A 14,905-nucleotide genomic window follows, 5' to 3' on the forward strand; every position below is an offset into this window, starting at 1 on the left:
CGATCTCTTTATACTGTCTTTTCCGTACCCTAAATAAAATTCAAAATGAAACTACTTCTTGCATTGATGTTGTTTATGACATTCTTTGCCCATGCCGCAGATCCTGAGCCGGGTAGCCAGTATTTGCAGGCAGCAGAGGCAGGTGACAGACGCGCACAATATTTTCTGGCCGACAGTTGGTTGAGCTATGGCGATTTGAACAAAGCTGAATACTGGGCGCAAAAAGCCGCCGACAGTGGCGACGCCGACGCCTGCGCGCTACTGGCGCAAATCAAAATCACTAATCCGGTAAGCCTGGATTATCCCGACGCGAAAAAGCTGGCTGAAAAGGCGGCTAACGCGGGCAGTAAAGCGGGCGAAATTACGCTGGCGCGGATCCTGATCAACACCCAGGCCGGGCGTCCGGACTACCCAAAAGCCATCTCGCTGCTGCAAAAGGCCTCTGAAGATCTGGATAACGACTCCGCGGTGGATGCGCAAATGTTGCTTGGCCTGATTTACGCCAACGGCGTGGGCATTGCCGCCGATGATGAAAAAGCCGCCTGGTATTTCAAACGCAGTTCCGCCATTTCCCGTACCGGCTATTCAGAATACTGGGCGGGAATGATGTTTTTAAACGGAGAACCGGGCTTTATTGAAAAGAACAAGCAGAAGGCGTTGCACTGGTTGAATCTAAGCTGTCTGGAAGGGTTTGATACCGGTTGCGAAGAGTTCGAAACGCTAACAAATGGCTGATGTTTATTGCCGGATGAACGTAGTCGTTGTAGGCCTGATAAGCGTAGCGCCATCAGGCAACCCGGAGCAGGTTGTCGGATGGCAGCGTGAACGCCTTATCCGGCCTACATTCTCTTTCGCTGTAGGCCGGATAAGCAAAGCGCCATCCGGCAATCCGTTATTGGGCGGTCTTATCAAATTTGCCCAGCACGTCGCGCTCGTAGGCCAGCGCTTTTTTGCGGTCAAACTTGTGTTCCCACTTGGCGATCACCAGCACCGCCAGCGCATTCCCCACCACATTTAGCGCAGTACGCGCCATGTCGAGGATACGGTCGACACCGGCGATAAACGCCAGCCCTTCCAGCGGAATGCCCACGCTGCCCAGCGTCGCCAGTAACACCACGAAGGAAACGCCAGGCACGCCGGCAATCCCTTTCGACGTCACCATCAGCGTCAGCACCAGTACAATTTCCTGCCACAGCGACAGGTCGATACCGTATAGCTGCGCGATAAAAATGGCGGCGATGCTCTGGTATAACGTGGAGCCGTCGAGGTTAAATGAGTAACCGGTCGGTACCACGAAACTGGTGATAGAGGCTGGTGCGCCGTAAGCTTCCATCTTCTCGATAATGCGCGGCAGCACGCTCTCGGAGCTGGCGGTCGAGTACGCCAGAATCAATTCATCTTTCAGAATGCGAATCAGAATCCAGATACTTAACCCGCACAGGCGCGCCACGATACCCAGCACCACCAGCGCAAAGAAGATAATGGCAAAGTGTACCAGCAGCACCAGTTTCGCCAGCGGCCACAGCGACGCGAAACCAAAATTCGCTACCGTGACGGCGATCAGCGCAAAAACGCCCACTGGCGCATAGCGCATCACCATATGGGTGACTTTAAACATGGTTTCAGAGATGGAACGAAATACCGTCACCAGCGGTTCGCGGTGCGTTGCCGGCAGGGACGACAACCCCAGCCCAAACAGGACCGAGAAAAAGATAATTGGCAGCATATCCCCTTTGGCCATCGATGCGATGATATTGGTCGGCACCAGCGACAGTATCGTCCCCATCAGCCCATGCGCATGACTTTGTACTTCCGCCGTGGTGTTCTGGTATTTCGAAATATCGACGGTCGCCAGTTGCGACATATCAATGCCTGAGCCTGGCTGAAAGACATTCGCCAGCGTAATGCCGAGGATAATCGCCACCGTGGTGATCAGTTCAAAATAGAGAATGGTTTTGGCGCCGATACGGCCTAGCTGTTTCGCATCGCCAACGCCGGCGATGCCGACAATCAGAGTCGAGATCACGATCGGCACGACGATCATTTTAATCAGATGGATAAAGATATCGCCAGCAGGCGACAGCAGGTTGGCAATCAGCCATTCACGACTGTCACTGTGATAATGCAGATAGCTGCCCAACAGAATGCCCAGCACCATAGCCAGCAAAATTTGCCAGGCCAGGCTGACTTTCAAATTTTTCATAACAACAGACTTCCTCGATGAAGCGTTGCTCTCCGCCGAAAGCATGAGAGCAATACATACTGAAAGGGTATGATTTGTGTTGCGTTGGTTTGTAGAGTTTTTTAACGCGCATAATCAGTATCATTTGCATAGCGTCTTGCGCAACCCTTTCATAACAGGGCTTTTGGCTGTTTTTATGCATAATAACGCGAGTTTATGGCGTTAATGATGAATAACTATTTGTTATGGAAAGTTTTTTACTTCGTCAAAAACGAATAATACACTGAGGTAATTAATTTTTACTTGTGTCTCATTCGCCGTTTTTTTAAACAGCACACATGACAAAAGTCACAAAAAAGAAAAAATTATTTCTGCCGATTTTGTAACAATTTAGTCAAATTAATGGCCTCTACCAGCTGCGCGCGGTTCACTCGCGGCGAGTTGGCATCCAGTAAGGTTTGCCACAGCGACACGGCTTGCGCATAATCCGCCTGCATAAACGCATCCGCCGCCAGCAGCATCTGCGCGGTCACTTCTGTCGCATCCAGCGCTAACGCTTTATTAATCATTTCACGCGTCGCAGGCGTCATATGTTGCCCGGCCTGGTAATACAGCACCGTTGCCAGCGCGGCGAAAAGCTGCGCGTTATCGCCTCGCAGACGCAACGCCTGACGATATGCCAGCAGCGCATTGTCATACGCATTGCGATAGAGATAATACTCGCCCAGCCGCGCCCATTGCTCGCTATCCTGCGGATTGGCGCGGATTTTTTCTTGCAGCCTGGAAAGCTGCGCCTCTGGCGTTTGCGGGTTCGTAAAGTCACGTAGCGGATCGGCCAGACGCTGTTGCTCGCTACGCACAGCCTGCCATTTCGGCGTCAACAGATAGCCGCCGACACAGGCAGCCACCATCAACACCGCCGCAGCCGCCAGACGCTTTACGGGCATGGGACGTAACGGCACAGTGGAGTGTTCAGACTGGCTCATTGTTCCCCCTCTCCTGCGTGCTGACGCTTTCTCACCCGCCAGGCCACCACGCCCACCAGCAATAACAGCAGGTACGGCAGCGCCCACAACAGCAGCGTTTGCTCATTCAACGGCGGGTTGTAGCGTACGAAATCACCATAACGGTCGGTCATCCAGGCGGTGATTTCCGCTTCGCTTTTACCTTCGGCCACCATGCTGTAAACCTGATGGCGCATACTGACCGCCACGGGCGCATTGGATTCCAGCAAATTCTGGTTCTGACACTGCGGACAGCGCAGTTGACTGGCAATAGATAGCGCTTTTTCCTGCTGTTGTGGATTGTCAAAGCGCCAGGTATCCACCACCTGGGCGTGGGTGGCGAAGGTGATTAAAAACAGGACGATCGTTAAGAGTAAAAACTTTCTGCCGGATGGCGCTACGCTTATCCGGCCTACGGTTTGCGCATCCTGTAGGCCGGATAAGGCGTTTACGCCGCCATCCGGCAACGCTGTGAGTAATTTACGCATCACGCTTCCTCCCCCGCCATCCGCTCAGCAGCGCTCCACACACCATCAACAATCCCCCACCCCAGATCCAGCGCACGCCGGTCTGCACGTATAAGCGCATGGCGTAACGATCCGGTCCGTTTTTTTCGCCCATCACCGCGTACCAGTCATGTAGCAGGTTCCAGTGAATCCCCGGCTCCATCATCTGTTGACGACGCGCGGCATAGAAGCGCCTTTCAGGCTGCAGGCTGCCAATGCGTTTTTCATTCCGCCACAACGTGATCCGCGCTTTTTCACTGGTGTAGTTGCCTTTGGCCTCCAGATCCAGACGCTCGAAACGAAAGGTATAGCCCGCCAGTACCACCTGCTGACCGGGGCTGAGGTTAAGGCTGATTTCATGCCGACTGCCGCTGGAAACCATGATCCCGGCGGCGAAGATAAATACGCCCGTATGCGCCAGCAATGCCGGAAGCTGACAACGCACAGAGACTTTGCGGCTTCTGATTGTCGCCAGCACGATAACTACCAGCATCAGCAGGCCAAACGGCAGCGTGACGCGATTAAAATAGGGCGCGCCCACCGAAAGCCTTCCCCAGCCCATCAAACCATAAATCATGGGGTAGAGCGTCCCGACCAGCACGATCAACAAGACGGCGCTAAAGAGCAGCAGCGTCGCCAGAATGAGCGTTTCGCACTTTCCGCCGCCCAAACGCGTCGCCGGATACGGCTCCCGCGCCCGCCAGCCGTACAGAACAAGCGATGCCAGACTTAACGCGGCAAAAAGGGTAAACAGCGGCACCGCGCGCACGTTATCCAGCGCAAAGGCATGTACCGAAACAAGAATGCCGGAACGCACAATCAGCGTTCCCAGCAACGAGAGGATCAGCGTCAGTATCGCCAGCAGCAACGACCAGTGACGGAAGCTCCCGCGCTGGCGGCTGACATACAGACTGTGCAGCAACGCGCTGGCGGCAAGCCACGGCAACAACGAGGCATTTTCCACCGGGTCCCAGAACCACCAGCCGCCCCAGCCCAGTTCGCAATACGCCCACCACGATCCGAGAATGATCCCCAGCGTCAGAGCGCACCAGCCGGGTAACGCCCAGCGCCAGCAAACCCAGGCGGTTGCGGCGTTAAAGCCGCCGCACAGTAGCGAAGCCAGCGCTACGCTCGCCGCGGTCATCAGGCCGCCATAACCCAGATAGAGCAGCGGCGGATGTAAGATCAGCCCCAGATGTTGCAGCATGGGATTAAGGTCGCGCCCTTCCATGGCGGGAGGGAAAATACGCAGGAACGGATCGGACCACAGCACAATAAATAGCAGCAGCGAAGCCATAATGAGGGACAAGATGCTCAGGGTCAGCGGAAAAAGCGCGTCAGATTCATGCCGGGAGCGCCAGGCGAATAGCGCCGTCCACCCCGAAAGAAGCAGCGCCCACAGCAGGAGCGAGCCTTCATGACCGCCCCATACCGCCGCCAGTTTCAGTCCCCATGACAACTGACTATGGCTATGCTGCGCAACATAAACGACCGAAAAATCGCTGGTCAGAAAACAGCTAACCAGAATCGCAAACGCCAGTAGCAGCAGCGTGAACGCCGTCCACGCGCCGCAGGTCGTCAGGCGCATGACGCCGCGCCAGTGCAGCCCCATCCCGCACCACGTCGCCAGCGGGGTCAGCACGTTGACCCCGAGACTCAACAACAGCGCCAGAAATCCGGCTTCAGGAAGGAAGATGTCCAGATTATGCAACCGTTAGCTGTCCCGCATAAAGAATGAAAAAGCGCAGCAGCAGCACGCCGGTCAAACTGGCGCCGCAAACGGCCAGCACGCCGTGAAACGTGACGCTACGGTTTGCCCAGGGCTTCAGCAGCAGCGGGATAATCAATCCCAGCCCTACGACGCCAAGCCAGAACCACCAGCTCCAGAATCCGCCGCCCAGCGCCGCCGCCAGCGCGCGCATTTTGCCGTCATCGCCCAGCGCCAGCCCGATAAAAAAGGCCGCCAGCAGGAAGATCTCCAGCCATACCACTGGGGTTTCAATGCGATGTACAAAGCGCGCCTCGGTGCTGTGCGGGTTGCTACGATGGCGTAACGCCATAGCGATCAGCGCCACCGCCGCGCCGGAGGAGATGCCGGAGAACAGAAACAGCGCCGGCAGGATCGGGTTATTCAGGAACGGATAGGATTTCAGCGCCGACAGCAGAAAGCCGGTGTACGCTCCGAGCAGAACCGCCAGTACCAGCATTAACGTCTCCAGCGCGCGATGAAACGGCGTTATTAGCGCCAACACTTTTTGCACGATCCCTAACCGCGGCAGCCAACGCTGTTGCAGGGCAATCACCTCTTTTTCAAAGATTTTCGCCAGCCACAGCACCAGCACTACCATGTACAACTGGAACAGCATCACCCCCATCGACATCACCGAGGTAAAGCTGTAGTGGAACATCAGCTTCCAGAAGGTCCACGGGCGCGTCAGGTGGAAGACCAGAATCAGCAGACCGAAGATAATCGCCCCCGGCCCTAACACCAGCGTAGTGCGCAGCAGCGTGCTGTCCGAACCGCCCGCCTCCGGATGGAAGCGACGCAGCAGAATCGCCAACGTGACCAGTCCGGCGGAGATGCCAATCAGAAACAGATAGATGGCGATGGGCCAGTCCCACACCAGTGATGCAAAATGAAATGGAGAAGCGGATGTCATTGGCTCACCTCCCCATAGTTAAAGGGAACGCGGTAGACCTTCGGTTTTGTGCCCAGCGCCAGCTTGTAACGATAGGTGGTTTTTTGCCGCAACAAACGGGAGATATCGCTGTTGGGATCGTCCAGATTACCAAACGTCAGCGCCTTCGTTGGACATGACTCAACGCAGGCGGGCTGTTTGCCCGCTTTCAGGTTGATTTTCCGGCAGAAATCGCACTTATCCGCCGTCTTACTGACCGGATGGATAAAGCGCACGCGGTAGGGACACGCGGCAATGCAGTACTGACAGCCGACGCAAAGGTCCGGGTTCACGTCGACAATACCACTGGCGGCATCGCGGAATGATGCCCCCGTCGGGCAGACGTCAACGCAGGGGGCATGGTCGCAATGCTGGCACGAGTGGCGGAAGAAGCGATATTTCACATCAGGAAACGTCCCCTGCGGCTCGCTGCGAATAATCGTCAGGCGCGATACGCCTTCCGGCACGTTGTTGACTTCCCGACAGGCATCCATGCAGGCCGTGCAGCCGATGCATAATGACTCATCGTGTACCATGCCATAACGCACGCCATTAATATTCAACGTGTTCGCTACAACGCGTCCTGCCATCCCACTGACCGCCGCCAGCGAGCCGACGCGGGTAATAAATTGACGTCGGGTGCAACTCATGGCTGCTCCTTAAGCAACGGAACGGACGCCGGATTAAAGTGCGGGTTAGTACGCTGATCGCTGTGGCAATCCACGCATATTTTGATCCGCCCTTTCTCGCTTAGCGTCTGCATCGTGTCTTGCTGCGGATGCAGGGAATGGCAACTGGCGCAGGTCACTTTAGTAACATGAACATCGTGCGGCCAGAACGCTTTTTGCAGTTGTTCAGGCAAGTGGCAGGACATACAGACGCTGTTCTGCTGCTCTACCGTATACATCGGGTCGTTAAAACGCATCACATCTTTCACCCCTTCACGGTGGTGAAGCGACGGTTGACCGTGGCAGTTGGTACAGGTTATCGGCAATTTATTGTTCGGGTTGATAGCGCCCGTATGTTTACCGTGCATACCTTCGGTGTCCGGCTTGTGACAGTCCAGACAGGCAGCATCCGGATTACGCTGCTGGGTGACCGTCCAGCGTTGATCCGACTCCTGCGGCGTTGGCGTGGCAGTAATTCCACTCAGGCTCCAGAACAGGCCTGACGCCAGCACCCCAGCAGTTAATAACGAACGTAATACGCTCATATTCACTCCATTACATAATGCCTGATGGCGCGCAGCTTTAAGGCCTACAAGACTTCTGTAGGCCGGATAAAGCGCTTGCGCTGTCATCCGGCAAATTTGTCACATGTGAGGTTATTGGCTTAACAGACCGTTTTTACGCGCCTGATCTTCCCACTGCGGTACGACCGTTTTCAGGAAGTCCTGCTTCTCCGCGTTGATTTGTTGCATATTCAAACCAATCGCTTTCTGCGCCTTCTCTTTCGTCGAAATATCCGGCAGCGGAATTTCATGGGTAATGCCTTTGGTCGCCAGCAGTCGCGCCAGTTTAGTACGGGCATCCGCGGCTTTATCCATCGCACTGCCTAACATCCGTAGACCTTCTTCCGGGGCATGCATATGAATACCGTGTGACGCAATCGCCAGATCCCAACGCCACTGCGCGTGGCGAATATCGTTCAGAATCGGTTTCATTTCCGCGTCTGTCGCCCCCGCATCCCATGCGGCTTTCGCTTCGAAGTGCGCATGTACCAGCTGATCTTCAACCTTGATTTTCAGGTCATGAATCGCCTGTTTACGCTCGGCGACCACTTTTTGCAGGGACGCTTTGTCCTGGGTGTGGCAGTTGGCGCAGGTTTGCGCGAAATTGTCGAACGGGTTGCCGATTTTATGGTCGGTGTAGAGCTTGCCTTCGGCGTTCTGTACTTTCGGCATGTGGCAGTCGATACAGGTCACGTTGTTCTTACCGTGAATGCCCGCGCTCCAGGTTTCATATTCCGGGTGCTGCGCTTTGAGCATTGGGGTTTTCGACAGCGAGTTAGTCCAGTCAGAGAAGGCGATGGCGTCGTAGTATTGCTCCATATTTTCGACCTTCATGCCTTCATCCCACGGGAACTTAACGGCTTTGTTTTTACCGTCAAAGTAGTACTCCACGTGGCACTGACCGCAGACCATCGATTGCTGATCAAATCGTCCCGCTTTATCAAACGGTTTGCCGATAGCCTCCATCGCCCGTTCGGCATAGGGGCGCGACAACGTTAACGCTGGCTTCCCCTGGGCGAAATCGTCCGACGCGGTGTTATGACAGTCGGCACAGCCCAAATCGTTGACAATTTCCGGGCCGCCGCGCGCCCATTTGCCATGGAAGTAGCCGTCTTCGCCTTCTTGTTGGATAAGGCGCGCGACATCGGGGCTTTTACAACTCCAGCAGGCCATCGGCAGCGGGCCGTCTTCCGCCGTTTTTGGCGCGCCGGTACGCAGTGTTTCGCGCACGTCAGTTACCGCATACGCGTGGCCGCGTGGTTTGTTGTAATCACGGGAGAAGGGATAGCCCGCCCACAGGATCACCAGACGAGGGTCTTCCGCCAGCGCATCTTCACGGGCAGACTGTTCTGACGTCGCTTTCCATGACTGATATTGGTCGGGGTGTTGAGGCGCGAACATTTCATTTTTCGCTTCAACAGTAACGGTTTTTGCGGATTCAGGCGTTTGCTCAGCGTAAACAGAGGTAATGAAGAAAAAAGGAAATATAAGGCTGAAGAAACGGCGTGCGCGTAGTGTTTTCCTTGCCATAGAGGTCTCATCCAGATTGCGCCATTATCTTTAATGGCGATTTTTTATCGTTTTCCATAACAGCAACCGCACAAATACTGTTATTACATTGATCTCCTCTATGTGTAACAAATAACCACACTTAAAATGTTGTCTTTAATCAATTGTAAGTGTATGTAAAATACCACTTTAGAGTTAGTAACCTGGACAAAACTCCCTCTCTTTTCTGATTTCCGGACACGGATCACTTTTTTAAAAAATTTCATATAACGTCATGTTATCCCGAAAATTTATCTAATTTTGCGGGACACAATCAAAAAATAGATTGCTGCTTATTTGCACAGTTCCCTTTTTGCGTGATCTGTCGCCCAAATACTAAACAAAACTTATTAAGACCCTACATTTAACGTTTATGCGACATATTATTAACATCCTACAAGGAGAACAACAGCATGAGCCAAACACATAAACACGCCATTCCCGCCAACATTGCGGATCGTTGCCTGATAAATCCAGAGCAGTATGAGACTAAATATAAACAGTCTATTAACGACCCCGATACGTTTTGGGGCGAACAGGGAAAAATTCTCGATTGGATCACGCCGTACCAAAAAGTGAAAAACACCTCCTTTGCGCCAGGCAATGTGTCGATTAAATGGTACGAGGACGGCACGCTGAATCTGGCGGCGAACTGTCTTGACCGCCATTTGCAGGAAAATGGCGATCGCACCGCCATTATCTGGGAAGGCGATGACGCGTCGCAGAGTAAACATATCTCTTATCGCGAACTGCATCGCGATGTCTGCCGTTTCGCGAATACGCTGCTGGATCTGGGCATTAAAAAAGGCGATGTGGTAGCGATTTATATGCCGATGGTGCCGGAAGCGGCGGTGGCAATGTTGGCCTGCGCCCGCATCGGTGCGGTGCATTCGGTGATCTTCGGGGGCTTCTCGCCGGAAGCCGTCGCCGGACGCATTATCGACTCCAGCTCGCGGCTGGTGATCACCGCTGACGAAGGTGTACGTGCCGGACGCAGTATCCCGCTGAAAAAGAATGTCGATGACGCGCTGAAAAACCCGAATGTCACTAGCGTTGAGCATGTGATCGTCCTGAAGAGCACCGACAGCGACATTGACTGGCAAGAAGGCCGCGACCTGTGGTGGCGCGATTTGATTGAAAAAGCCAGCCCTGAGCACCAGCCTGAAGCGATGAATGCCGAAGATCCGCTGTTTATCCTTTATACCTCCGGCTCCACCGGCAAGCCGAAAGGCGTGCTGCACACCACCGGCGGCTATCTGGTCTACGCCGCGACCACCTTTAAGTATGTCTTTGATTATCACCCTGGCGATATTTACTGGTGTACCGCCGATGTGGGTTGGGTGACGGGGCACAGCTATCTGTTGTATGGCCCGCTGGCCTGCGGCGCGACCACCTTAATGTTTGAAGGCGTGCCGAATTGGCCAACGCCCGCTCGCATGTGCCAGGTGGTCGACAAACACCAGGTCAACATTCTTTATACCGCCCCGACGGCTATCCGCGCGCTGATGGCGGAAGGCGATAAAGCCATTGAAGGCACCGACCGTTCTTCACTGCGCATTCTGGGTTCCGTCGGCGAGCCGATCAATCCCGAAGCGTGGGAATGGTACTGGAAGAAGATCGGCAAGGAAAAATGTCCGGTCGTCGACACCTGGTGGCAGACTGAAACAGGCGGTTTTATGATCACGCCGCTACCAGGCGCTATCGAACTGAAAGCCGGTTCCGCCACCCGTCCTTTCTTTGGCGTACAGCCTGCGCTGGTGGATAACGAAGGCCATCCGCAAGAAGGCGCGACGGAAGGCAATCTGGTCATCACCGATTCCTGGCCGGGCCAGGCGCGCACTCTGTTCGGCGATCATGAACGTTTTGAGCAGACCTATTTCTCTACCTTTAAGAATATGTATTTCAGCGGCGACGGCGCGCGTCGCGATGAGGACGGCTATTACTGGATCACCGGTCGCGTGGATGACGTGTTAAACGTCTCCGGCCACCGTCTGGGTACGGCGGAAATCGAGTCAGCGCTGGTGGCGCATCCGAAGATCGCCGAAGCGGCGGTGGTGGGTATTCCACACGCTATCAAAGGCCAGGCGATTTACGCTTATGTGACGCTCAACCACGGCGAGGAGCCGTCGCCAGAACTGTACGCGGAGGTGCGCAACTGGGTACGTAAAGAGATTGGCCCACTGGCGACGCCGGACGTGCTGCACTGGACCGACTCACTGCCAAAAACCCGTTCCGGCAAAATTATGCGCCGCATTTTGCGCAAAATCGCGGCGGGCGATACCAGCAATCTGGGCGATACCTCGACTCTCGCCGATCCTGGCGTGGTGGAGAAACTGCTCGAAGAGAAGCAGGCCATCGCGATGCCGTCATAACCATAAATGCCGGATGGCAACGCGAACGCGTTTTATCCGGCCTACGACCCTACCCCTGCCCTCTCTCAAACCGGGAGAGGGAAATATAAAAAACCCTCCCCCAAAGGATTTCGTGTTACAGGAAGGCGGCAAGCGAGCACACCCTCAGCAGCATAGTTCAAGTTCACTATGTGGCTGGGGCGCGCGAGTGCGGCCAACGCGCCTGTAGCGCGAAAGACGCAGGGGGACCTCTGGAGAGCTCTGTGATGAATGACCAAATTTATCAGCGGATAGAAGACAGTGCGCGTTTCAGGGAATTAGTTGAAAAACGGCAACGGTTTGCCACGATTCTGTCGGTTATCATGCTGACGGTTTATATCAGCTTTATTTTACTGATCGCCTTCGCGCCTGGCTGGCTGGGCACGCCTCTACATGCGGGAACCAGCGTCACCCGAGGAATTCCCATTGGCGTCGGGGTGATTGTGATTTCTTTTGTGTTGACCGGAATTTATATCTGGCGGGCGAACGGCGAATTCGATCGTCTTAATAACGCCGTACTGCATGAGGTGAAAGCATTATGAAGAGAGTTCTGACGGCGCTTGCCGCCGCACTCCCCTTCGCCGCTCATGCGGCGGATGCCATTAGCGGCGCGGTTGAACGCCAGCCCACCAACTGGCAGGCGATTATCATGTTTTTGATTTTCGTCGTGTTTACGCTCGGTATTACCTACTGGGCCTCTAAACGCGTACGTTCCCGTAGCGACTACTACACGGCTGGCGGCAATATCACCGGGTTCCAGAACGGGCTGGCGATTGCCGGCGACTATATGTCCGCCGCGTCATTTCTCGGCATTTCCGCGCTGGTGTTTACCTCCGGTTATGACGGGCTGATCTATTCGCTGGGCTTTCTTGTCGGCTGGCCAATCATCCTGTTTTTGATTGCCGAGCGCCTGCGTAATCTGGGACGTTATACTTTTGCTGACGTTGCCTCTTATCGCCTGAAACAGGGGCCAATCCGTATTCTTTCGGCCTGTGGCTCCCTGGTAGTGGTGGCGCTTTATCTCATCGCCCAAATGGTCGGCGCCGGTAAACTGATTGAACTGCTGTTCGGCCTCAACTATCACATCGCCGTGGTGCTGGTCGGCGTGCTGATGATGATGTACGTGCTGTTCGGCGGGATGCTGGCGACAACGTGGGTGCAAATTATCAAAGCCGTCCTGTTGCTGTTTGGCGCCAGTTTTATGGCCTTTATGGTGATGAAACACGTCGGCTTTAGCTTCAATAATCTGTTTACCGAAGCCATGGCGGTACACCCGAAAGGCACGGCGATTATGAGCCCAGGAGGATTGGTGCAAGATCCGATTTCGGCATTGTCGTTGGGTCTGGGACTGATGTTCGGCACCGCCGGCTTGCCGCATATTCTGATGCGTTTCTTTACGGTCAGCGATGCCCGCGAAGCGCGCAAGAGCGTGTTCTATGCCACCGGTTTTATGGGCTATTTCTACATTCTGACCTTTATTATCGGCTTCGGCGCTATCATGCTGGTGGGGGCGAATCCCGCCTATAAAGATGCGGCGGGCGCGCTGATTGGCGGCAATAACATGGCGGCGGTGCATCTGGCCAACGCGGTAGGCGGCAACCTGTTCCTCGGCTTTATTTCGGCAGTGGCGTTTGCCACCATTCTGGCGGTGGTCGCCGGTCTGACGCTGGCGGGCGCATCGGCGGTGTCGCATGACTTGTACGCCAACGTGTTCCGCAAAGGCGCAACCGAACGTGAAGAGCTGAAGGTGTCGAAAATCACCGTCCTGGTGCTGGGCGTGATCGCCATTATCCTCGGCGTCCTGTTTGAAAATCAGAACATCGCCTTTATGGTGGGCCTGGCGTTTGCTATCGCCGCGAGCTGCAACTTCCCCATCATTCTGCTTTCCATGTACTGGTCAAAACTGACCACGCGCGGCGCTATGCTGGGCGGCTGGTTAGGTTTACTGACAGCGGTGGTGCTGATGATTCTTGGCCCTACCATTTGGGTGCAGATCCTCGGCCACGAAAAAGCGATCTTCCCGTATGAGTATCCGGCGCTGTTCTCTATCAGTGTGGCGTTCCTGGGGATCTGGTTTTTCTCGGCCACCGATAACTCGGCAGAAGGCAACCGTGAACGTGAGCAGTTCCGCGCTCAGTTTATCCGCTCCCAAACGGGATTCGGCGTAGAACAAGGGCGTGCGCATTAATCTTACCGTTTCCTCCGGCCCCGTGGGTCGGAGGAAAATCAGAACATCACCCTCGCCACCAGCGGGGCTGCCAGCACCATCACCACGCCGGACAGCATCATTACCAGACTGGCGACGACGCCCTCCTGCTGACCAAGTTCATAGGAACGCGCCGTGCCCGCCCCATGTGACGCCGCGCCGAATCCTGCCCCTTTTGCCATGCCTTCCCGGATAGAGAGACGCAAAAATAGCGCGTCGCCGACCGCCATGCCAAACACGCCAGTGACGACCACGAACAGCGCCACCAGATCTGGCTGCCCGCCCAGGGGTTCTGCCGCCGCCAGCGCAAACGGCGTAGTAACGGAACGTACCGCCAGACTACGCTGAATCTCATCCGATAACGTGAACAGACGCGCCAGCCAAACGGAACTGGTGACTGCCACCACCGTCGCCGTCACTACGCCCGCGGTGAGCGACATCCAGTGACGTTTGATAATCGCGAGGTTATCGTACACCGGCACCGCAAAGGCAATAGTCGCCGGGCCGAGCAGCCACAATAGCCAGTGCGATTCACCAATATAGTTTTGCCAGGAGATATGACCGAACACCAGCATTAACACCAGCAGTGCCGGCGTCAACACTAATGGCATCAACGGCAGTTTGCGAAAACGGCGATACAGACGCTTATTGGCGAAGTAAATCCCCAGCGTAATCACCAGACACAGTACGCTTAACTGAACGTTATTCACGGTTTAGCCTACTCATCTCATAGCGATACACTTTATCCACCACCCACGCCGTCGCGCCGAGTACCATTAAGGTACTGATCGCTATCACCGAGAAGATGCGCCAGCCGTCCACCAGTAACAGATGGGCATAGTTCACTACCGCCACGACGGCGGGAACAAAGAATAACAGCATCTCCGCCAGCAGCCAGCGTGCGCCTGCGCGTACCCAGCTAAGCGGAATAATCCGGCAAACGATCAGCGCCAACATAAGCACCATGCCGACCAGATTCGCGGGCAACGGCAGGTGCAGCCAGGAGACAAGATATTGGGAAAAAATGAATAAACCTGCATAGAGCAGTACCTGAACCGGTACCTGGAGTCGTTGCACAACGGCAGGCGTAACGCGGCTTATCGCCACAGCCATGAGGGAATGTCCTGAAAAATAATACGGAGCGCCAGTATAGAGAACCT

The 14,905-nt window shown here is 55.0% G+C and carries 12 protein-coding genes and 1 pseudogene; 4 read left to right on the forward strand and 9 right to left on the reverse strand.

Annotated features, from left to right (window positions below; genetic code table 11):
• Positions 1 to 45 precede the first annotated feature (45 nt).
• Positions 46 to 735 (forward strand): Sel1 family TPR-like repeat protein YjcO, encoded by a 690-nt coding sequence (yjcO, locus tag J1G48_RS20520; protein ID WP_000771451.1) that lies wholly within the window; start codon positions 46 to 48, stop codon positions 733 to 735.
• A gap of 157 nt (positions 736 to 892) precedes the next feature.
• Here yjcO and gltP read toward each other — a convergent pair whose 3' ends face one another.
• From gltP to nrfA, 7 genes and pseudogenes are all read right to left on the reverse strand, one after another.
• Positions 893 to 2,203, reverse strand: a complete 1,311-nt coding sequence (gene gltP, locus J1G48_RS20525) for a glutamate/aspartate:proton symporter GltP (protein ID WP_000793278.1) — start codon at positions 2,201 to 2,203, stop codon at positions 893 to 895.
• A 344-nt stretch (positions 2,204 to 2,547) separates the two neighbouring features.
• The gene (nrfG, locus tag J1G48_RS20530; protein ID WP_000083244.1) at positions 2,548 to 3,168 is read right to left on the reverse strand and encodes a heme lyase NrfEFG subunit NrfG; all 621 of its coding nucleotides are present in this window, start codon (positions 3,166 to 3,168) and stop codon (positions 2,548 to 2,550) included.
• A pseudogene (gene nrfF, locus J1G48_RS20540) lies at positions 3,165 to 5,403 on the reverse strand (heme lyase NrfEFG subunit NrfF). The gene nrfG and the pseudogene nrfF overlap by 4 nt, the downstream one beginning before the upstream one ends.
• The gene (gene nrfD, locus J1G48_RS20545) at positions 5,396 to 6,352 is read right to left on the reverse strand and encodes a cytochrome c nitrite reductase subunit NrfD (RefSeq protein ID WP_000199678.1); all 957 of its coding nucleotides are present in this window, start codon (positions 6,350 to 6,352) and stop codon (positions 5,396 to 5,398) included. Before nrfD ends, nrfF begins: the two are co-directional and overlap by 8 nt.
• Positions 6,349 to 7,020, reverse strand: a complete 672-nt coding sequence (gene nrfC, locus J1G48_RS20550) for a cytochrome c nitrite reductase Fe-S protein (RefSeq protein ID WP_001278036.1) — start codon at positions 7,018 to 7,020, stop codon at positions 6,349 to 6,351. Before nrfC ends, nrfD begins: the two co-directional genes overlap by 4 nt.
• The gene (nrfB, locus tag J1G48_RS20555; protein WP_000115065.1) at positions 7,017 to 7,583 is read right to left on the reverse strand and encodes a cytochrome c nitrite reductase pentaheme subunit; all 567 of its coding nucleotides are present in this window, start codon (positions 7,581 to 7,583) and stop codon (positions 7,017 to 7,019) included. Before nrfB ends, nrfC begins: the two co-directional genes overlap by 4 nt.
• A 111-nt stretch (positions 7,584 to 7,694) precedes the next feature.
• Complete coding sequence (gene nrfA / locus J1G48_RS20560; RefSeq protein ID WP_000101770.1) at positions 7,695 to 9,131, reverse strand: ammonia-forming nitrite reductase cytochrome c552 subunit; 1,437 nt, start codon at positions 9,129 to 9,131, stop codon at positions 7,695 to 7,697.
• A 431-nt stretch (positions 9,132 to 9,562) separates the two neighbouring features.
• On the opposite strand from nrfA, the gene acs reads away from it, so the two are divergent.
• The 3 genes from acs (at position 9,563) to actP (ending at position 13,727) form a co-directional block, all read left to right on the forward strand.
• Positions 9,563 to 11,521, forward strand: coding sequence for an acetate--CoA ligase (gene acs / locus J1G48_RS20565; RefSeq protein WP_000083880.1), 1,959 nt, complete (start codon positions 9,563 to 9,565; stop codon positions 11,519 to 11,521).
• Positions 11,522 to 11,766: 245 nt separating this feature from the next.
• On the forward strand, positions 11,767 to 12,081 hold the full coding sequence (locus J1G48_RS20570; RefSeq protein ID WP_000999623.1) for a DUF485 domain-containing protein: 315 nt from the start codon (positions 11,767 to 11,769) through the stop codon (positions 12,079 to 12,081).
• Positions 12,078 to 13,727 (forward strand): cation/acetate symporter ActP, encoded by a 1,650-nt coding sequence (actP, locus tag J1G48_RS20575; protein WP_000832535.1) that lies wholly within the window; start codon positions 12,078 to 12,080, stop codon positions 13,725 to 13,727. Before J1G48_RS20570 ends, actP begins: the two co-directional genes overlap by 4 nt.
• Before the next feature lie 38 nt (positions 13,728 to 13,765).
• Here the strand turns inward: actP and J1G48_RS20580 are convergent, their stop codons facing one another.
• Together J1G48_RS20580 and J1G48_RS20585 are read right to left on the reverse strand one after the other, a co-directional pair.
• A complete protein-coding gene (locus tag J1G48_RS20580) occupies positions 13,766 to 14,455 on the reverse strand; it encodes an LrgB family protein (protein ID WP_001067096.1) in 690 nt (229 codons plus the stop codon).
• On the reverse strand, positions 14,448 to 14,858 hold the full coding sequence (locus J1G48_RS20585; protein WP_000257347.1) for a CidA/LrgA family protein: 411 nt from the start codon (positions 14,856 to 14,858) through the stop codon (positions 14,448 to 14,450). The genes J1G48_RS20580 and J1G48_RS20585 overlap by 8 nt, the downstream gene beginning before the upstream one ends.
• Between the last annotated feature and the right edge of the window lie 47 nt (positions 14,859 to 14,905).

This window comes from Salmonella sp. SAL-020 (assembly GCF_017372215.1).
GTDB lineage: Bacteria > Pseudomonadota > Gammaproteobacteria > Enterobacterales > Enterobacteriaceae > Salmonella > Salmonella enterica.